The sequence below is a fragment of the Mesorhizobium sp. genome, from assembly GCF_024509055.1.
GTDB lineage: Bacteria > Pseudomonadota > Alphaproteobacteria > Rhizobiales > Rhizobiaceae > Mesorhizobium.
In genome coordinates, this window is sequence record NZ_JANINM010000482.1 from 26,827 (window position 1) to 46,648 (window position 19,822).

At 63.6% G+C, this 19,822-nt stretch carries 16 protein-coding genes and 1 pseudogene; 9 read left to right on the plus strand and 8 right to left on the minus strand.

Annotation, left to right across the window (positions count from 1 at the left end; all coding sequences use genetic code 11):
* Positions 1–125 precede the first annotated feature (125 nt).
* From Q0L57_RS28095 to Q0L57_RS28105, 3 genes are read left to right on the plus strand one after another with little or no spacing between them, the layout of a single operon-like run.
* On the plus strand, positions 126–737 hold the full coding sequence (locus Q0L57_RS28095; protein ID WP_296746340.1) for a shikimate kinase: 612 nt from the start codon (positions 126–128) through the stop codon (positions 735–737).
* Complete coding sequence (gene aroB / locus Q0L57_RS28100) at positions 730–1,875, plus strand: 3-dehydroquinate synthase (protein ID WP_296746341.1); 1,146 nt, start codon at positions 730–732, stop codon at positions 1,873–1,875. Before Q0L57_RS28095 ends, aroB begins: the two co-directional genes overlap by 8 nt.
* Positions 1,872–2,765 (plus strand): transporter associated domain-containing protein, encoded by an 894-nt coding sequence (locus Q0L57_RS28105; protein ID WP_296746342.1) that lies wholly within the window; start codon positions 1,872–1,874, stop codon positions 2,763–2,765. The genes aroB and Q0L57_RS28105 overlap by 4 nt, the downstream gene beginning before the upstream one ends.
* Positions 2,766–2,789: 24 nt before the next feature.
* Here Q0L57_RS28105 and Q0L57_RS28110 read toward each other — a convergent pair whose 3' ends face one another.
* The 3 genes from Q0L57_RS28110 to Q0L57_RS28120 are packed head-to-tail and all read right to left on the minus strand — an operon-like array spanning position 2,790 to position 7,622.
* The gene (locus tag Q0L57_RS28110; RefSeq protein WP_296746343.1) at positions 2,790–4,334 is read right to left on the minus strand and encodes a SpoVR family protein; all 1,545 of its coding nucleotides are present in this window, start codon (positions 4,332–4,334) and stop codon (positions 2,790–2,792) included.
* Positions 4,335–4,343: 9 nt separating this feature from the next.
* A complete protein-coding gene (locus Q0L57_RS28115) occupies positions 4,344–5,657 on the minus strand; it encodes a YeaH/YhbH family protein (protein WP_296746344.1) in 1,314 nt (437 codons plus the stop codon).
* A gap of 15 nt (positions 5,658–5,672) precedes the next feature.
* Entirely contained in the window at positions 5,673–7,622 is a 1,950-nt protein-coding gene (locus Q0L57_RS28120) for a PrkA family serine protein kinase (protein WP_296746345.1), read from the minus strand.
* A 397-nt stretch (positions 7,623–8,019) separates the two neighbouring features.
* On the opposite strand from Q0L57_RS28120, the gene Q0L57_RS28125 reads away from it, so the two are divergent.
* Positions 8,020–8,826 (plus strand): alpha/beta hydrolase, encoded by an 807-nt coding sequence (locus Q0L57_RS28125; protein ID WP_296746346.1) that lies wholly within the window; start codon positions 8,020–8,022, stop codon positions 8,824–8,826.
* Positions 8,827–8,968: 142 nt separating this feature from the next.
* The gene (locus tag Q0L57_RS28130) at positions 8,969–10,522 is read left to right on the plus strand and encodes an acetolactate synthase large subunit (RefSeq protein ID WP_296746347.1); all 1,554 of its coding nucleotides are present in this window, start codon (positions 8,969–8,971) and stop codon (positions 10,520–10,522) included.
* Positions 10,523–10,549: 27 nt separating this feature from the next.
* On the opposite strand, the gene Q0L57_RS28135 is transcribed toward Q0L57_RS28130, so the two are convergent.
* Positions 10,550–10,852 (minus strand): BolA family transcriptional regulator, encoded by a 303-nt coding sequence (locus tag Q0L57_RS28135; RefSeq protein ID WP_296746348.1) that lies wholly within the window; start codon positions 10,850–10,852, stop codon positions 10,550–10,552.
* 157 nt (positions 10,853–11,009) lie between these two features.
* On the opposite strand from Q0L57_RS28135, the gene Q0L57_RS28140 reads away from it, so the two are divergent.
* From Q0L57_RS28140 to Q0L57_RS28155, 4 genes and pseudogenes are all read left to right on the plus strand, one after another.
* On the plus strand, positions 11,010–11,633 hold the full coding sequence (locus tag Q0L57_RS28140) for a J domain-containing protein (protein WP_296746349.1): 624 nt from the start codon (positions 11,010–11,012) through the stop codon (positions 11,631–11,633).
* 123 nt (positions 11,634–11,756) lie between these two features.
* Positions 11,757–12,743: a cobaltochelatase subunit CobS gene (gene cobS / locus Q0L57_RS28145; RefSeq protein ID WP_296746350.1), complete on the plus strand. Its 987-nt coding sequence runs from the start codon at positions 11,757–11,759 to the stop codon at positions 12,741–12,743.
* A 56-nt stretch (positions 12,744–12,799) separates the two neighbouring features.
* Positions 12,800–14,698, plus strand: coding sequence for a cobaltochelatase subunit CobT (gene cobT / locus Q0L57_RS28150; RefSeq protein ID WP_296746351.1), 1,899 nt, complete (start codon positions 12,800–12,802; stop codon positions 14,696–14,698).
* Positions 14,695–15,718, plus strand: a pseudogene (locus tag Q0L57_RS28155) (esterase-like activity of phytase family protein). The gene cobT and the pseudogene Q0L57_RS28155 overlap by 4 nt, the downstream one beginning before the upstream one ends.
* A gap of 14 nt (positions 15,719–15,732) precedes the next feature.
* Here the strand turns inward: Q0L57_RS28155 and Q0L57_RS28160 are convergent.
* The 4 genes from Q0L57_RS28160 to rpmB form a co-directional block, all read right to left on the minus strand.
* Positions 15,733–17,511 carry a GtrA family protein gene (locus Q0L57_RS28160; RefSeq protein WP_296746352.1) on the minus strand — a complete coding sequence of 593 codons (1,779 nt, stop codon included), beginning with the start codon at positions 17,509–17,511 and terminating at the stop codon, positions 15,733–15,735.
* A gap of 180 nt (positions 17,512–17,691) precedes the next feature.
* Positions 17,692–18,366, minus strand: a complete 675-nt coding sequence (locus tag Q0L57_RS28165; RefSeq protein WP_296746353.1) for a hypothetical protein — start codon at positions 18,364–18,366, stop codon at positions 17,692–17,694.
* Between the two features lie 125 nt (positions 18,367–18,491).
* Positions 18,492–19,172, minus strand: coding sequence for a queuosine precursor transporter (locus Q0L57_RS28170; RefSeq protein ID WP_296746354.1), 681 nt, complete (start codon positions 19,170–19,172; stop codon positions 18,492–18,494).
* 138 nt (positions 19,173–19,310) lie between these two features.
* Positions 19,311–19,607 (minus strand): 50S ribosomal protein L28, encoded by a 297-nt coding sequence (gene rpmB / locus Q0L57_RS28175; protein ID WP_292344732.1) that lies wholly within the window; start codon positions 19,605–19,607, stop codon positions 19,311–19,313.
* Positions 19,608–19,822 lie beyond the last annotated feature (215 nt).

Below are 19,822 nucleotides of genomic sequence, written 5' to 3' on the forward strand. Positions count from 1 at the left end.
GACGAAGCCTTTGTTTTCACATGGGGCTTGTTCGGGAAATCGTTCGATGCGTTCGAAGCGCGCCCCTCCTGCCATGCTTGACGCAAACAGGCTTTTGATGTCGATACGGCGCAAAGAGGGTCCGCATGAACGCGTCACCAAATCCGCCGGACGAAGGTCGCGCCGCGTTGCTCGCGCAACTCGGCAGCCGCTCCATCGTCTTTGTCGGCCTGATGGGCGCCGGCAAGACGGCGATCGGCCGCAAGGTGGCCACCGTGCTGTCGCTGCCCTTCATCGACAGCGATCATGAGATCGAAACCGTCTCGCGCATGACGGTGCCGGAACTGTTCGAACGCTATGGCGAGCCGGAATTCCGCGCGCTGGAGCAGCGGGTGATCCTGCGCCTGCTGGAAAACGGCCCGCAGGTGCTGTCGACCGGCGGCGGCGCCTTCATGAACGCGCAGACCCGCGAGGCGATAGCCGCGCATGGCGTGTCGGTCTGGCTGAAGGCCGATCTCGATCTCCTGATGGAGCGCGTGTCCAAAAAGCAGAATCGGCCGCTGCTGAAGAGCCCCGATCCGCGCGGCGTGCTGGAGCGGCTGATGGACGAGCGCTATCCGGTCTACGCCACCGCCGACATCACCGTACCGACCCGTGACGACCGCAAGGAGATCATCGCCGGTGAGGTGATTTGCGCGCTCTGCACGCATCTCGGCGTCGCCGCGATCGAGACCAGCGACGAGGTGGAACATGAATGAGGCCGCACCCGTGAAGGTCGAGGTCGGGCTCGGCGACCGGGCCTATGACATATTGATCGGCACCGGGCTGCTCGCCAGCGCCGGAAGCGAGATCGCGCGCCGCCTGCCCGGCACGCGCGCGGCCATCGTCACCGACGAGAATGTCGCCGCCGCCCATCTCGAAACGATGAGGGCCGGCCTCGAGAGAGGTGGGATCCAGGCAGCGGTCATCACGCTGCCGGCGGGCGAAAAGACCAAAAGCTTCGCGCATCTTGAAGAGGTGGTCGACGGCGTGCTTGCGGCCAAGCTCGAACGCCGGGACGTCGTGATCGCGCTCGGCGGCGGCGTCATCGGCGATCTTACCGGATTCGCCTCCGGCATCGTGCGGCGCGGCATGAACTTCGTGCAGGTTCCGACGTCGTTGCTCGCCCAGGTCGACTCTTCCGTTGGCGGCAAGACCGGCATCAACAGTCCGCGCGGCAAGAACCTCGTCGGCGTGTTTCATCAGCCGAAGCTGGTGCTCGCCGACACGGGCGTGCTCGACACGCTGCCGATCCGCGAATTCCGGGCCGGCTACGCCGAGCTTGCCAAATACGGGTTGATCGACCGGCCCGCCTTCTTCGCCTGGCTGGAAGCGAACTGGCAGGAGGTGTTTTCCGGCGGTCCGGCGCGGGCGGAAGCCATCGCCGAGGCTTGCCGCGCCAAGGCCGATGTCGTTGCCCGCGACGAGTTCGAAACCGGCGACCGCGCGCTGCTCAATCTCGGCCACACTTTCGGCCATGCGCTGGAAGCCGCCACCAACTATGACGGCGCCCGCCTCGTCCATGGCGAGGGCGTCGCCATCGGCATGGCGCTGGCGCATCGTTTCTCCGCGCGCCTCAACCTGGCGAGCCCGGACGACGCGGAACGTGTCGAGGCGCATCTTCGCGCCGTCGGACTGCCCTGGCGCATGGCCGACATTCCCGGCGACCTGCCTGACGCCGAGGCGCTGCTCGGCTTCATCACGCAGGACAAGAAGGTGTCGCGCGGCGCGCTCACCTTCATTCTGACGCACGGCGTCGGGCAGGCGTTCATCGCCAAGGACGTGCCGCCTTCGGAAGTGCTGTCCTTCCTCAAGACGAGCCATCCCGGATCGCCCCGGATGAGCGATCCCAGATGATCGACGCCGGCTGGATCGCCGCCGCCGTCCTCGCCGGCATCGTCATGCTCGCGCTTGCGTTCCGTACGCGCGCGCTTGCCACTTTCGGGTACAGGCTGGAGCCGATCGAACCGCAACGGGCCGCGCATGAGGAGTTGCGCGAGCCCACTGACGAATCCCGACGCGAAGCGCAGGCCGAGCGCGAGCACCGCAACCGGCTTGGAGGGCTTCTCGACCTCGAGGAGCTCGAAGTCTCCGACATCATGGTCCATCGCACCAACATGCGTTCGGTGAACGCCGACAACGCGCCGGAGGCGGTGGTTCGCGAAATCCTGCAGAGCCCGCACACCCGCATGCCGCTGTGGAAGGGTTCGCTCGACAACATTGTCGGCGTTCTGCACGCCAAGGATCTGCTCAGGGCCCTCAACGAAGTCGGCAACGACTTTTCCCAGATCGATGTGATGAAGATCGCGTCGAAGCCGTGGTTCGTGCCGGACACCACCACCTTGCAGGACCAGCTCAACGCCTTCCTGCGCCGCAAGGCGCATTTCGCCATCGTCGTCGACGAGTATGGCGAAATGGAAGGGTTGGTGACGCTGGAGGACATCATCGAGGAGATCGTCGGCGAGATCGCCGACGAGCACGATGTCGACATGCAGGGCGTCAAGCAGGAGGCGGACGGCTCGGTTGTCGTCGACGGCACGGTGCCGATCCGCGATCTCAACCGTGCGCTCGACTGGAACCTGCCCGACGAAGAAGCCACGACCATCGCGGGCCTCGTCATCCACGAGACGCAGTCGATCCCCGAGGAAAAACAGGCTTTCACCTTCCACGGCAAGCGTTTCGTCGTGATGAAGCGGGATAAGAACCGCATCGCGCGGCTGAGGATCAGGCCGGCCGGCGAGGGTTAGAGTTTCACGGACGCAATGATCCGATCATAGGTCCTTGGTCGAGCGCTCGCTGAGCATGGCGGATGTTTCGGCATCGATGGCGGTCAGGCTGACGTCGTAGCCCCATAGCCTCCGGACATGGCGCAAGGTTGCGTCGCGGCTTTCGCCCTCGAGCGTGACCCCGTCCTTCACGTTGTGCTGCAGGCGCAAGTGCCGGTCCCCGAGCAAGTCGACATCGACCACCTGGATGTCGGGCCGGGTCGTTCGCATGTCGTAGCTGTCGGCCAAGGCGGTCCGGACCTTCCTGTAGCCGCGCTCATTGTGGATCGAGGCCACTTCGTAATGGGCCTTGTCGGCTCCGTCGGCCAGCACGAACAGGCGCCATTTGCGGATCAGTGCCGGGCTGAGAAACTGGCGGATGAAGGATTCGTCGCGATGATTGGCCCAGGCATCCAGCAAGGCCTCCCGCCAGTCGCCGCTGCCGGCAATATCCGGGAACCAGTCGCGGTCCTCCGACGTCGGCTCGGTCGCAATGCGTTTTATGTCCTGCATCATGTCGAGCCCGAGTGCGTAGGGGTTGATGCCGGAGTAGCGAGGATCGTCGAAGGCTGGCTGGAAGATTACATTCGAGTGGTTGCCCAGTATCTCGAGCATGGCGCCTTCGCTGATCCGGCCACGATCGAACAGAATGTTCATCAGCGTGTAGTGGACGAAAGTGGCGCAGCCCTCGTTCATCACCTGCGTTTGCCGCTGAGGATAGAAGTACTGGGCAATGACACGGACGATCCTGACGATCTCGCGCTGCCAGGGCTCGAGGATGAGACTGTTCTTCTCGAGGAAGTAGAGCAGGTTTTCCTCGGGCAGGTTGAGCGCCTTCTTGCGTTCGGCAAGGGTTTCATCCCGCTCCTCAGCCTTGTTCTTTCCTCGCGTGTGCGGCAGCGTCCGCCAAAGATCGTTGTAGGAACGCTCCTCGTATTCGAGGCGGTCGCGCAGCCCCTCGCGCTGTTGCTCGGACGACAGCTTCGGCGGCCGGTGATAACGGAAAACGCCTTGCTCCATCAGCGCGTGGGCGGAATCGAGCACCGCCTCCACCGCGGCCAGGCCATGCCGCTCCTCGCAATGGGCAATGTATCCCTTGGCGAAATCCAGATAGCTCAGGATCCCGCCGGCGTCGGTCCACTGCCTGAAGAGATGATTGTTCTTGAAGAAATGGTTGTGCCCCAAAGCAGCATGGGCAGTCACCAGGGCCTGCAGGGCCATGGTGTTCTCCTCCATCAGGTAAACGATGCAGGGGTTGGAATTGATGACCAGTTCATAGGCCAGCCCGCGCCGACCCTTGCGGTAGAGAAGCTCGTCGAAAAGGAAGTGCTTGCCGAACGACCAATGTCGATACATCAGCGGCATGCCGACCGACGAATAGGCGTCGAGCATCTGTTGCGACGAGATCACCTCCATCTGCACTGGATAGACGTCGAGATGAAGTTCCTCGATCCCGATCGCTTCGATCTCGTCGTAGACCCGCGATAGCTTTGCAAAGTCCCAGTCCGACCCAGAGAAGAGCAACCCGGACTTGCTGGCTCGGCCGACCATCCCTGATGCTCACGCGCTCTTGCGGATGGCGGCTGGCTGGCGGGAGAAGAGCTGGCGAAAGACCGGGTAAATGTCGGCCGGGGCCGCGATGCGCTTCATCTGGAAGTTCGGCCATTTCTCCTCGACGGCCCTGTAGGCGCGCCAGAGCGAGGTCCCGTTGTCGGTCTTGCCGAAAATATGGCTTTCGCGTTGGTCGATGATCTCCACATAGGCAAAATACTGGCAAAGCCGCATGAGCTTGCCATCGAGCAGTTCGATGCAGCGTTCGGAGTCGGTGGAGAAGTTGTCACCATCCGAAGCCTGCGCAGCATAGATGTTCCATTCGGCGGCCGGATAGCGCCGCTCGATGACCCGGTGCATTTCCTCGAGCGCCGTAGACACGACGGTGCCGCCACTTTGCGTGTGGTAGAAGAACGTATGCTCGTCCACCTCCTGGGCCTCGTGGGTATGGCGGATGAAAACGATCTCGGTGCGTTCGTAACGACGCGTCAGGAAGAGGTGCAGAAGCACGAAGAAACGTTTCGCCAGGTCCTTTTCGCGCTCGCCCATCGAGCCGGAGACGTCCATCAGGCAGAACATCACGGCGTTGGCGTTCGGCAGCGGCTGGGGGTCGAAGCGGTTGAAGCGGATATCGACCGGATCGACATAGGCAATCCGCCTGCGCCGGCGCTCCAGCCGCTCGGCTTCCTCGCGCAGGGCGAGGATGCGCGCAAGCACCGGGGCGCTTACCGGCTCCGATTCGAGCGCCGCGATCTGCTGGAGGACCGCATCAACTTCCGCCTGCTTTGGACGCCGGAGCGCAATGCGGCGACCTTGGCTGTTTCGCATCGTGCGGCCGACATTGATGTTGACAGGAGAACCGGCCGCGGTGAAACCCGCCCGCCTGGGCTTGAATGCAAGGATCTGTTTGAGGTTGAGCTTGACCAGGTCGGGCAGCTCGAGATCTTCAAAAAAGAGGTCGAGCACCTCCTCGCGCGACAGCACGAAGCGAAAGTTGTCTTCGGACGGCGTCTTTCCCGGCGATGAAAAATCCGCGCCGCCGTGGTCGGGCTTCGGGATCAGGTCGCCGGCGCTGAAGGTCCTGTTGCCGGGCAGGATGTGCTGGTGCCGTCCGCTGTCCTTGGCTTCGCTGAAGGTCGGCTCGCTGGTGCCTTGCCGGGGCAGGGGAACCGCATGCTCCCCGTCCACATCGGCGATACGGCCTGCCCTGACCTGGTCGCGGATGCTGCGCTTGAGCTCTTCCCGAGCGCGCCTGAGGAAGCGCTGACGATTCCCCAGGCTTTTGTCCTTCGGGTTCAGGCGTCGGTCGATGAAGATCGGCATGGAACCATCGTTCCCTCATCCAGCCTTGTTCACGCGCATGTACCAGTCGACCAGGCGGCGCACCTGCCGCTCGGTATAGCCGCGTTGCACCATCCTCTGCACAAACTCGTTGTGCCGCTTTTCCGTGACGCTGTCCTGCTTCGAGCCGAAACTGATCACCGGCAGCAGATCCTCGACCTGTCCAAACATGCGTTTCTCGATGACTTCGCGAAGCTTCTCATAGCTCGTCCAGGACGGGTTGCGGCCATGGTTGCGGGCTCGCGCGCGCAGCGTGAATTTCACCACCTCGTTGCGGAAATCCTTGGGATTGGCGATGCCAGCCGGCTTTTCGACCTGCGACAATTCCTTCTCCAGCACGTCGCGGTTGAGGATCTGTCCGGTGTCGGGATCCTTGTAGTCCTGGTCCTCGATCCAGGCGTCGGCATAGGCGATGTAGCGATCGAAGAGGTTCTGGCCGTACTCGCTGTATGATTCCAGATAGGCCTTCTGGATCTCATGACCGATGAACTCGGCATAGCGGGCCGCGAGTTCCGACTTGATGAAGTCGAGATAGGAGGATTCGGTCTCCTTCGGGAATTGATCGCGCTTGATCGCCTCCTCCAGGATGTACATCAGATGCACCGGATCGGCGGCCACCTCCTTGGTGTCGTAATTGAACGTCTGGGACAAGATCTTGAAGGCGAAGCGCGTGCTGACACCTGTCATACCTTCATCGACACCGGCGGCGTCGCGATATTCCTGAACCGATTTCGCCTTGGGATCGCTCTCCTTGAGGTTCTCGCCGTCATAGGCGCGCATCTTGGTGTAGAGCGGCGAATTCTCGTGCTCGGCAAGGCGGGTCGAGACGGTGAAACGGCTGAGGATATCCAGCACTTCGGGGGCGCAGGGGCTGCCGGACAACTCGCTTTCGCGCAGCAGCTTTTCATAGATGTGCCGTTCTTCGGTGACGCGCAGGCAGTACGGAACCTTGACCACGAGGATGCGGTCGAGGAATGCCTCATTGTTCTTGTTGTTCTTGAACTGCTGCCATTCGGATTCGTTCGAATGGGCGACGACGATGCCCTGGTAGGGGAAGCCGCCGAAATTCTCGGTGCCGTTGTAGCTGCCCTCCTGCGTCGCCGTCAGCAACGGGTGCAGCACCTTGATGGGCGCCTTGAACATCTCGACGAATTCAAGCAGGCCCTGCGTGGTCCGGTTCAGTCCGCCGCTATAGGAGTAGGCGTCCGGGTCGGACTGGCTGAAATGCTCGAGTTGCCTGATGTCGACCTTGCCGACGAGGGCGGACACATCCTGGTTGTTCTCGTCGCCGGGCTCCGTCTTGGCGATCGCGATCTGGCGCAGCCGCGAGGGCAAAAGCTTGACAACGCTGAATTTGGAGATGTCGCCGGACAGTTCGTCGAGCCGCTTGGCCGCCCAGGGCGAAATGAGCCCGTTCAGGCGACGGCGGGCAATCCCGTACTTTTCCTCCAGCAGATCGCCCATTCGATCGGGATGGAAAAGGCCAAGCGGGGATTCGAAGATCGGGCTGATCTGGTTGCCGACCTTGAGCGTGTAGATCGGCCGCAGTTCCATCAGCTTCTTCAGCCGCTCGGCGAGAGACGATTTGCCACCGCCGACAGGGCCAAGCAAATAGAGGATCTGCTTGCGCTCCTCGAGACCCTGGGAGGCGTAACGGAAATATCCGGCGATACGCTCTATCGTATCCTCCATTCCATAGAAATCGGAAAAGGAGGGATAGATCTTGATCGTGCGGTTCGAGAAGATGCGGCCGAGCCGCTCGTCCTTGCTGGTGTCGACAAGGTTCGGCTCGCCGATGGCCGCGAGCATGCGTTCGGCGGCCGAAGCGTACATGGATTTGTCCTCGCGGCAGGCTAGCAGATATTGCTGGAGGCTGATCTCTTCCTGGGCCGCGTTCGCGTAAATCTCCGAAAACAGGTCGAAGACGTCGGATTGATTCTCGCGCATGATGTTTTGCTCTCAGAGCCCGATCTGGCTATCAGTCGGCTCATCATACATTCAACCGCTGGAGAGCATTGTGGTTCCCTTCACATGAAGGAGAGCGCGCATGCAATCCGCTATCGATCTACGGCAAGACATCCGACGTGCTCGAGATGCCCGCCTTGGGAAATACGTGGTGATTGCCGGTGGAGCTTCAAGGGCAAATCTGGGGTTGTTTTCGCACTTGTGACTCGTTGACGAGAATTCCGTGGCCAAGCGAATTCGAGGCGTCGCCTCGCCAGCGGGTTTGACGATGGGAGGGGGAGGCTATGGGGACGGCCAAAAATCCGGCCATTACCGAACCTTAACTGGACGTCGGCGGCGCACATGTGCACTCTGCCGCTCGGACCGGTCGGAGATGATGATGATCAATCGACGCAGCCTGCTGATGGCATCGCTTGCGGCCCTGCTGCCGGCGCGCGCGTCGGCGGCCTGGTGGCCGAGCCGGCCAGAGCCGCAGACATTCGACTACGGCCCGGCAAAGCTCGACATCTACGCGCCGGAAGGCGCGCATGGACTGCCGGTCGTGTTCTTCGTCCATGGCGGCGGCTGGCGAATCGGAAACCGGTCCGAGGTCCATGCCAAGCCCGGCTTCCTGCTCGACAACGGTTTCTGTTTCGTGTCGATCGATTATCGCATGCTGCCCGGCGCCGATGTCACCACGCAGGCGGGCGATGTCGCCAAGGCCTATGCCTATGTCCGGGCCAACATCGCCAGCCACGGCGGCGACCCCGCCCGTATCGCCGCGATGGGTCATTCGTCCGGTTGCCATCTGGTCGCGCTGACGGGCATGCGGGGCGACCTGCCGGGCGTTGTCGCGCTGGTGCTCGACGATACCAGGGCCTACGATCTGGAGGCGCTGGCGAAAAATGGCGGCATGGTGCGCGCCTATGCCCGCGCCTTCCCCGACCGGGCGCAGTGGCGCGCGCTCTCGCCGGCCAGCTATGTGGATGGCCGCAAACATCCGCCGACCTTCATCACCTATTCCGGCGCGTCCGGCCGAGGGGCGGACTCGACGGCCTTCGCCGACCGGCTGCGCGCGACGGGCACCAAGGTGACGCTGTTCGACGGCAGCGCCTATTCGCATATGTCCATCGATCGCCGGCTCGGCAAGAACGGCGATGCGCTGAGCGATGCGGTCCTGGCCTTTCTCAAGGCCTCGATCGCCTGACGTCGCACGGAGCACCGGCTCCGCCTTTGGGCTGGCGCCGTATTTCCCCGAACTGGATCAGGTCAAAGTCCGTAACCGGACATTGCGACAGGAGGCTGCGTGAGCCAATTGTCCGGCGACCACCGGAAACAAGGGGAATGCAATGAACGGAGCCGACGTCCTGTGCGACGTGCTTTTGGCGAACGACGTGAATGTCTGCTTCGCCAATCCCGGCACCTCGGAAATGCATTTCGTCGCGGCGCTCGACCGCAAGCCGGAGATGCGTTGCGTGCTCGGCCTCTTCGAGGGCGTGGTGACGGGAGCCGCCGACGGCTATGCCAGGATGACCGACCGGCCGGCGGCGACGCTGTTGCACACCGGTCCGGGCCTCGCCAACGGATTGGCCAACATCCACAATGCCAGGCGTGCCCGCGTGCCGATGATCAACATCGTCGGCGACCATGCCTCCTACCACCTGCCGCTCGATGCGCCGCTCACCAGCGACATAGAGGGCCTGGCGGCGCCGATGTCGAACTGGGTCCACCGCATCGCGGGGCCCGCCGACATCGCGCCGGCCGCGCAAGAGGCTTTTCGCGCCGCGCTGACCCCTCCCGCCATCGCGACGCTGATCCTGCCGGCGGATGCCGCCTGGGGCGAGGCCGGTCCGGTCCAATCGGCGAAGGTGGAGCTTGCCGCGCCTGCGGCCGTCGACATGAGCGCGGTGCGCAAGGTTGCCGAGGCCATTCGCGCCGCTCCCGGCCGCGTCGGCATGATCGTGCGCGGACAGGCGGCGCGCGCGGATGCGCTTGAAATCGCCGGCCAGATATCGGCGGCCCTGGGCGTGCGCCTCTTCAGCGAGGTTCTGATCGCCCGGATGCAGCGCGGGCGCGGGCGGGTCGCGCCGACCCGCATTCCCTATCCGATCGACGCGGCCCGTGCTCTGCTCGCCGACATCGATGTCCTGATCCTTGTCGGGGCCAGGGAACCGGTTGCGTTCTTTGCCTATCCCGGCAAGCCGGGACGGCTTGTGCGCGAGGGCAGCGAGGTTATGACGCTGGCAGCGCACGGCGAGGACCTGAAGGCGGCACTCGCCGCGTTGCGGGACGAGTTGGGCGTCAAGCCCTCCCAACTGGTGTCGGCGGCGGCAGCATTCCCCGATGAGCCGACCCCGCGTGGCAAGCTGACCGACGACGCCATTGCCGTTTCGGTGGCGAGGAGACTCCCGGAGAACGCGATCGTCTGCGACGAAGCCGTCACGTCGGCGCGGCGCTATTTCGCGCTGTCGGCCTTTGCCGCGCCGCACGACTACATGATGGGCACGGGCGGGTCGATCGGCGGCGGCATGCCGATGGCGACGGGGGCCGCGATCGCCTGTCCGGATCGCAAGGTGGTCAATCTCGAGGCCGACGGCAGCGGCATGTACACGGTCCAGGCGCTATGGACACAGGCGAGGGAAAAGCTCGACGTATTGACGATCGTCTTTTCCAACCGCACCTACGCCATACTGCATGGCGAGATGCGCAATGTCGGGGTGAACGCCATCGGCGAGAATGCGCGGCGCATGCTCGATCTCGATCAGCCGGCGCTGGATTGGGTTTCGCTGGCAAAGGGAATGGGCGTCGAAGCCGCTCGCGCCGATACGTGCGAAAGGTTCGACGCGCTGCTGGAGAGCGCGTTGTCGCGCCCAGGACCATTCCTTATCGAGGCCGTGATCTGACGGGTTGCGGCCCGCGCCGTCCTGAGCTTACCAGCGCGTCTTCTCGCCGGGCGCCGCCGGTTCGATAGCCAGCGCGTGCACGCCGGCCTTCAGTTCATCGGCAAGCAGTGCGTTGACGGCGCGGTGGCGATCGATGCGGCTCATGCCGGCAAAGCTCGGCGCGACGATGCGGACGCGAAAATGCGTCTCGCCCGTGCCGTCGAAGGTGGCGTGGTGACCGGATTCGACATGGTGATGGCCGGCGTGAAGGTGGCTTTCGTTGATGACCGACAGCCTTTCCGGCGAAAATGCCGCTGTCAGCTTGCTTTCCATCGTCGACTGTATGGACATCCTGGCATCCCTTCACCACATGACGGCATAGCCGCAAATCATCTACGGCACCGCCGCAAAATCCGAAATTTCGACCGCTTTTAAGCCGCGATTCAGCGGTTAGGGCGATCATCGGCGAAATGTCAATTCTTGTTTCGCAGTAGCGAACAGCCCATAAATGGGTGAGATGAAACCGTATCCCAAATATTTCGAGAAAATCCGCATCCGGCCGGAAAAGGACGCGGAGCTGAAGTCGCATGCCCCGATCTGCCAGTGGGACGGTTGCCACGAGGCCGGCACGCATCGCGCTCCGGTCGGACGCCTGAAGGAGGGCGAGTATTTCCGCTTCTGCTTCGATCACGTTCGTGAATACAACAAGAGTTTCAATTATTTCTCGGGCGTGTCGGACACCGAGATCGCCCGCTTCCAGAAGGAGGCGCTGACCGGACACCGGCCGACATGGCGCATGGGCGCCAATGGCGGCGGCATGCGCTCGGCGCCCGACTTTGCCCAGCAGCGTTCAGGGCGTGCCGGCTACCACAACCGCATGCGCGATCCTTTCAACCTGTTCGGCGCCGGCGCGCGGGAGCCGCGCGAGCGCAAGGCAAAGCCGCTTGAGGCCAAGGCGCTGGAAACGCTTGGCCTTGATACAAAGGCGACTGGTCAGGACATCAAGGCGCGCTATAAGGAACTCGTGAAGCGCCACCATCCGGATGCGAATGGCGGCGACAGGGGTTCGGAAGACAGGTTCCGCGATGTGCTGCAGGCCTATCGCGTGCTCAAGCAGGCAGGATTGTGCTGAGCGACCCTACGGTCCGTGTCGTTTTCCAACTTTCATAAGGTTGGAAAAGGCTCTAAGACCGCCCCCGGACAAAATCGATTGCCGGCGAAACGCGGCGTTTCGCCCGTGGAGACGTTGATAGAGATGAACAAGGTCGATCGCGACATCGCCAACCTGCCCGACACGACGGTGTCGGTGAAGGAGAAATTCGGCTTCGACTCCAAGATGGTGGTTCCCGCCTACTCGGTGTCGACCGAGCATGTGCCGGACATCGACCCCGACTATCTGTTCGACAAGGCGACCACGCTGGCGATCCTCGCCGGCTTCGCCTACAACCGCCGCGTCATGGTGTCGGGCTATCACGGCACCGGCAAATCGACCCATATCGAGCAGGTCGCCGCGCGCCTCAACTGGCCTTGCGTGCGCGTCAACCTCGACAGCCATGTCAGCCGTATCGATCTCGTCGGCAAGGACGCGATCGTCGTCAAGGAAGGCCTGCAGGTCACGGAATTCCGCGACGGCATCCTGCCCTGGGCTTATCAGCACAATGTGGCGCTCTGCTTCGACGAGTACGATGCCGGTCGCCCGGACGTGATGTTCGTCATCCAGCGCGTGCTGGAATCGTCCGGCCGTCTGACGCTGCTCGACCAGAGCCGGGTCATCCGTCCGCACCCGGCTTTCCGGCTGTTTGCCACGGCGAACACCGTGGGCCTCGGCGATACCACCGGCCTCTATCACGGCACGCAGCAGATCAACCAGGCGCAGATGGACCGCTGGTCGATCGTCACCACGCTCAACTACCTGCCGCACGACAACGAAGTGAACATCGTGCTGGCCAAGGCCAAGCACTATCGCGACGGCAAGGGCAAGGACATCGTCAACAAGATGGTGCGCGTCGCCGACATGACGCGCTCGGCCTTCATCAATGGCGACCTCTCGACCGTGATGAGCCCGCGCACGGTCATCACCTGGGCCGAAAATGCCGAGATCTTCGGCGACATCGGCATGGCGTTCCGGCTCACCTTCCTCAACAAGTGCGACGAACTGGAGCGTTCGGTGGTGGCCGAATTCTATCAGCGCGCCTTCGGCGAGGAACTGCCGGAGAGCGCCGCCAACGTGGTGCTGGGGTAAAGCGCGTGCCGGAAGGCCCCAGCGCCTTTCAGGACAAATCGCGCAGGGAATGATCGATGGCGGGTCCGGGCGACAACACGCGCAACAAGCCGAAGACGGGTTCTGAAGCGGACAGCTTCAAGCGCGCCGTAACCGTCTGCATGCGCGCCGTCGCCGGCGACAAGGACCTCGAGGTCGGCTTTGCCAAGGACCGCCCGGCGCTTGCCGGCAACCGCGCGCGGCTTCCAGAACTGCCGAAGAAGGCGTCCCGCAACGATATCGCGATCACCCGCGGCATCGGCGATTCCATGGCGCTGAAGCGCGCCTGCCACGACCAGCGCATTCACACAAAGCTGGCGCCGGAAGGCAAGCTGGCGCGGGCCATCTATGACGCTGTCGAGCAGGCGCGCGTCGAGGCGATAGGCAGCCGCGCCATGCAAGGCGTCGCCGACAATATCGGCTCGATGCTCGAGGACAAGTATGCCAAGGCTAACCTCGTCGACGTCAAGGACAAGGCCGACGCGCCGCTTGAGGAAGCCATCGCGCTGATGGTGCGCGAGAAGCTCACCGGCCGCCCGGTGCCGAAGAGCGGCGAGCGGATGGTGGAGCTGTGGCGCCCCTGGGTCGAGGAGAAGGCCAGCGCCGATATCGACGGGCTTTCGTCCAAGCTCGGCGACCAGCAGGCCTTCGCACGCGTCGTGCGCGACATGCTCGTCTCCATGGAGATGGCCGAGGAGCTCGGCGACGACCAGGAGACGGAGGACACGGAAGACAACGAAGAGAACGAGCAGCAGGGCGAGGAACAGAGCGAGGAAGGCGGCGAGGACGATTCCGGGTCCGAGCAATCGCAGTCCGAGGACGCTGAGGCATCCGCCGACGAGGAAGAGTCGGCCGAGACGGAAGCGACCGACGCCACTTCCGACGATCTCTCCGACGAGGACGATTCCGACGCGGAGACACCCGGCGAGGCGAAGCGCAACGACAACCCATTCCTCAACCTGCCGAGGGAGATCGACTACAAGGTCTTCACCACCGCCTTCGACGAGACGGTCGGCGCCGAGGACCTTTGCGAGGAAGAAGAGCTCGATCGGCTGCGAGCCTTCCTCGACAAGCAGCTTGCCAATCTCTCCGGCGTCGTTGGCCGGCTCGCCAACCGCCTGCAGCGCCGGCTGATGGCGCAGCAGAACCGCTCCTGGGATTTCGACCTGGAGGAAGGCTATCTCGATCCGGCGCGGCTGGTGCGCGTCGTCATCGATCCGATGCAGCCGCTGTCCTTCAAGCAGGAGCGCGACACCAAGTTCCGCGACACCGTGGTGTCGCTGGTGCTCGACAATTCGGGCTCGATGCGCGGCCGGCCGATCACGGTCGCTGCCACTTGCGCCGACATCTTGGCGCGCACGCTGGAACGCTGCGGCGTTTCGGTCGAGATTCTCGGCTTCACCACGCGTGCGTGGAAGGGCGGGCAGGCGCGCGAGAAATGGCTGAAGGACGGCAAGCCGCCGAACCCGGGCCGGCTCAACGACCTGCGCCACATCATCTACAAGTCCGCCGACCATCCGTGGCGGCGCGCGCGGCGCAATCTCGGGCTGATGATGCGCGAGGGCCTGCTCAAGGAGAACATCGACGGCGAGGCGCTGCTTTGGGCGCATAACCGGCTGATCGGGCGCCCCGAGCAGCGCAAGATCCTGATGATGATTTCGGACGGCGCGCCGGTCGACGATTCCACGCTCTCGGTCAATCCCGGCAATTATCTCGAGCGCCACCTGCGCGCGGTGATCGAGCTGATCGAGACGCGCTCGCCGGTAGAACTGCTTGCCATCGGCATCGGCCACGACGTGACCCGCTACTATCGCCGCGCCGTCACCATCGTCGATGCCGAGGAACTCGCAGGCGCCATGACCGAGCAGCTGGCTTCGCTGTTCGGAGAGGAAAGCGCGCGGGACACGCGGCGCGGCGGGCTGCGGCGCGCTGGATGATCTTTTCGCGCGGCGAGGGCCGGCGGACGGTTTTCACCTGCTTGCTGGTCTGTTTGGCGGCTTTGTCGGCGAATGCCGCCGAGCGAGCCGCGGTCGAGACGGTCGAGATATCGGCGCGGCCGATTACCCAGTTCCATATCGGCCATGACGAGAAGCGGTTCGGTCCGCTCGAATTCGTCGGCGGGCTGGAGATGACCTCGCCTTCAGGCGATTTCGGCGCGCTGTCGGCACTGCGCTTCCTGAAGCCAGGCAGCGATTTCATCGGCGTCGCCGACACCGGCTTCTGGTTCTTCGGCACGATCACGCATGATGCGGACAAGCGGCCTTCCGGAATCCGGAACTTCCGCATGCAGCGGATGGTCGACGCTTCCGGCCGGGCGGTCGAGAAGAAAGGGAAGGTCGATGCCGAGGGCCTCGCGGTGAAAGACGGTATCGCCACGGTCGGGTTCGAGCGCGACCATCGCGTCGTCCAGTTCAGGATCGATCCGGACGATATGAAGGCGCCGTTCAGGGCGCTCGATTTCCTGATCCCGGCTCGGGAGTTGCGCCAGAACCGCGGCTTCGAGACGGTCGCGCAAGCCGACCCCCCCCAGCCGTCTCCAGGGCGGGCTGGTCGTGGTTTCGGAAAGAAGCCTCGACAAGGCCGGCAACATCTATGCCGCCATCATCGAAGGACCGCATAAGGGCATCTTCACCATCAAGCGAAACGGTGATTTCGACATCACCGACGGCGCTTTCCTGCCAGGTGGCGACCTGCTGCTGCTCGAGCGCAGCTTCTCCATTGCGCGCGGCGTGAAGATGCGGCTGCGACGCATCCATGGCGACAGCGTCGAGAAGGGCGCGGTCGCCGACGGACCAGTGCTGTTGGAAGCCGACATGGGCTACCAGATCGACAACATGGAAGGTCTCGACGTCTGGACCCGAGACGACGGCGTGCAGATGGTGTCGCTGGTGTCGGACGACAACCACTCGATCCTGCAGCGCAATCTCTATCTGGAGTTCATGCTGCACGGAGATTGAGCGGCCTCCGCCTCTCAGCGAATCCTGTACAACTGGATCGGCTTGCCGCTGGTCGAGCCGACCAATTCCAGCCAATCCGGGACATCTCCGCGCAGCAATTGCGCGACCAGGCCGGCCGGCGCGTCCTGGGCGAGCGAGATTTCTTCCGAATTGCCGCGGCAAATCGCAACCAGTCCGACATGCTCGCGCTCGATGACCGCATGCGCGGCCTCGGGCGATCCCATGAAGGCATCGAGCATCGCGAGGTTGCCGGCGATATTGCGGTGGTATGGGCCGGCCAGCGTCCTGTGGCCGGTGAACATCAAGATGGCGGAGCCGAGGTTCGAAGAGGCAAGGACTGTGGTCGCCGGCATGGAAGCAAGATCGCTGAAATCTCCAGCCCTGCCGCAGGTGATTGCGTGATCGGCATCGGAATTGACCTTGCTCGGCGCGTTCTGGACCACGGACTGGGCCGCGACCGCGACACCCGCCCAGGTCGCGTTGAGCGACACCAGCCATGTCGCCGCAATACGGGTGGACACGCGCCAGGAAGGAGCAATGTTGGCCTGCAGACGTATCCTCGCGATCCAGGCCGAGAGCGGCAGCACGGAGAAGGTGACCGAGAAGGTCGAGGCCCGCACCTCCCACAAGCTGACCGTAAAGGCGACGGTCAGCAACACGGCGACAAGCATTTCCTCGCGGCGCAGGCGACGATTGCGCAACTGAGCGCCAATCAGAAGGATCGCGATGAAGGGTGTCACATAGCGTGCGGCCATCAACTTCGGCTGGTGGACCGCGACGCTGAAGAAAGGCTGCGCCTCGACGACACCGTCCAGCCAGTAAGTGCGGACACGCACGTCCATGTCGGCATAGGGCATTGCCAGGCATTGTGGGAAGAGCGCGACCGTGACGGCCCCGACAGCCATGGCCAGCCCCGCCATCCAGGCAAGCCGCGTCCGGACTGTCGACTGTTTGGATAAGCCGGCGATTGCCGCAAGGCCGAAGCCGGACAGTGCCGCAACCACGAACTGGAATGACGAGAAGGCATCGCACTGGGCAATGCTCCATGCCGACGGTCTCACGGTAGCGACCAGGACTACCGAGGCCGTGATCGCAAATCCCATGCCGAAGCCGCTTGCGGTCGGACGCTCCTTTTCATCAAGGATGAAAAGGAGGGCGGCACAGACGCCTAGTGACGCCACGTAGGGGGCGGTTTCCATGCCGATGGCCAGCGTCAGGCCCGCGCACAGGCCTGAGAACAGCGCCGCGGGCCGCCAGAAAGGCGCCTCCATCAGCAGGCAGAGGCTGGCTGCCGTCAGGAGCACCTGGATGTTGTGATGATCAACCGTGCCGGGGCTGAAGATGCCGAGGAAGAAAAGCCCGGCGGTGGACAGTATGAGCGCCGGCAGCGCCACGTTGGCGCCGGCGAAGCGCTGCGAGGCGCGCAGGATGACAAAGATGGTGAGGCCGTAGAGAAGGACAGGCCATATGATCTGGGCCGCCCGCTCACCTGTCGCGGTGCTTGCGCCGAACGCCTCGGAGGCCAGAATGATCAGCGCGATCGGTGCGTCGACCAGTCGCGACCAATGCATGACGAAGCCGCCCGCCGGCCCCATCCTGTACTGATGAAGGTCGAACCAGCCCTGGCCGGCGCGAAGGTCGCGGACCTGGACCAACTGCAGCATGCTGTCATTGTCGCTTCCGTAATCCGCAAGCGACGGAAAGCCGGAGATCGCGTTGATGGCCAGCACGACCAGCGTCGCGCAGAGCGCTAGCAGGAGATCATTTTTCCAACCGGTGCGCTGGAGGGTCATGCTGGTCGCTTCGCCTTGGACGATTTTCGCGATCCTGCACGATCGGCCGTAAGAAAGCGTAAAGCCATCGGGATATCGCATGGCGATGGCCGGCCGGCTGCGGCGGAGCCGTAAGATCTGACAGATGCGCCATCGCGGCGTTCCTCGACCGCCCCGCAAGGCGCGAGACGGCTGGCGCTGTCACCGTTGCGATCCGTTGGTCGCGATCCAGATGACATGGCGGGCGCCGCGCTTTCCGCGGGCGCGCGTGTTGACCTCCTCGACCGTGAAGCCCGCCTGCTTCAGCCGCCGCGTGAAGCCGCTGTCCGGCCCCTGCGACCAGACCGCCAGTACGCCAGCGGGCTTCAATGCGGCGCGCGCGGCTGCGAGGCCGTCCACGCTGTAGAGCGCATCATTGCCCTTGTAGACGATGCCTTCCGGGCCATTGTCGACATCGAGCAGGATGACGTCCCACAGATTCGAGCGGATTACACGCCCGACATCAACCTCGCGGATGGTGACACGGGGATCGTCGAGGCAGCCGCCGAAGATCTCGGCCATCGGGCCGCGCGCCCAGGCGACGACCTCGGGGACCAACTCGGCAACGGTGATGGCAGCGTCGTCGCCTAGCGAAGCAAGGGCGGCGCGCAGCGTGAAACCCATTCCGAGACCGCCGATCAGGATTTCCGGCTGCTTGCGGCCAGCGATCCGCTCGCAGGAAAGCCGCGCCAGCGCCTCCTCGGAGCCGCTGAGTCGGCTGTTCATCAGCTCGTTCGTGCCCAGCATGATCGAGAACTCGGCACCGCGCCGCTTCAGGCGGAGTTCCTGATCGCCATCGGAGGCGCGAGCCGAAGCAAGTTGAACCCAGGGGATCACGGGCTGAAGCCTGTTCCATCCGGATAAAGCCGGGGTGGGGCTCGATCTCTTTGTTTGAGCATGATCTTTTCCAAAACCCGGTTTCCAGGGTTCGCCAAAGCGGACCTTGAGTCGACGATCATACTCTAGACCGCGACGGCGGGCTGGCTCCAGCGGGCGGCAACGAGCCTATAGGGGATCAGTGCCACCACGGCGATGATCAGCTTGACCGAAAGATCGCCAAGCGCCCACGACACCCAGCGCATCGTCTCGACCGGCAGCACGCCCATCAGCGGCGCCGTCTGAAGCGCGAAGCTGTCGTTCGGGCCGGCAAAAGCGAAGGCGGCGGAGAAGGCGATGCCGAAGAACACGACGGTGTCGAAGACGGAGCCCACCAGCGTGCCGATGATCGGCGCGCGCCACCAGCTCTGACGGCGCAGCCGGTTGAAGACGGTCACGTCGAGCAATTGCGCGGTGAGGAAAGCGGCTCCGGAGGCGGCGGCGATGCGCACCAGGCGATCGGCGGCGGTCTCGAATTCGATAAGCCCATGACGGAACAGGAACGGGGGAACGAGGATCGAGCAGGTGACCGCCGTCATGAAACCGACGAACACCACCTTGCGCGCCACGGCCGGGCCGTAGCGACGATTGGCAAGGTCAGTGACCAGGAAGGAAAATGGATAGGTGAAGGCGCCCCAGGTGAGCAGGTCGGCTAGCGACAGGCCGCCGATCTGGCCCTGCATCGGGAACTGGACAAGGATGTTCGACGCCACGACGACAAGCGCCATGGCAGCCACAAAGGGCAGGTACCGCGAAAGGAAGTTCATTTTTTTATCCTGGGTAATGGAACCAGCCGAGCGCCCACGGAGTCCGGGCCGCCCGCTTATGTTCGAGCACCGCTCCGATAACCGCTCGCGGCCTTCGGTCCGGCGCTCGAGGCGGTCGTCCCCCGCCTCAATGACGAATTAGGCAGCCGGCTGCTCGGCGAGCTTCTTGGCGATCTGCTTCTTCAGCAGGCGCGCGCGCTGCGACAGATCCTTGGCGTCGGCCTTGGCCAAGAAGGCGTCGAGGCCGCCGCGATGCTCGACCGAACGCAGGGCGTTGGCCGAAATGCGCAGGCGAACGTTCTGGTTCAGCGCTTCGGAGATCAGCGTGACATTGACCAGGTTCGGCAGGAAGCGACGCTTGGTCTTGTTGTTGGCATGGCTTACATTGTTGCCGGTCTGGACTGCCTTGGCAGTGAGCTCGCAAGTGCGGGACATTGGTCTTACCTTCAGTTCTAAGCCTGCCAAACCATTCTGCCCGCGCCGGGCGGCGCGCGGTCTCGGTCAGGCGGCCTTTGGAAAAGTTGGCGTTCCATAGTTGCATTTAGCCAGCGCGTCAAGCACCGGCACATGCGCTGCCGTCGGATGTGTTCCATATAAAGGCCGGATTTTACCCTATAAGCCCTTCGCGAAGGGATATGCCAGGCTGGAAA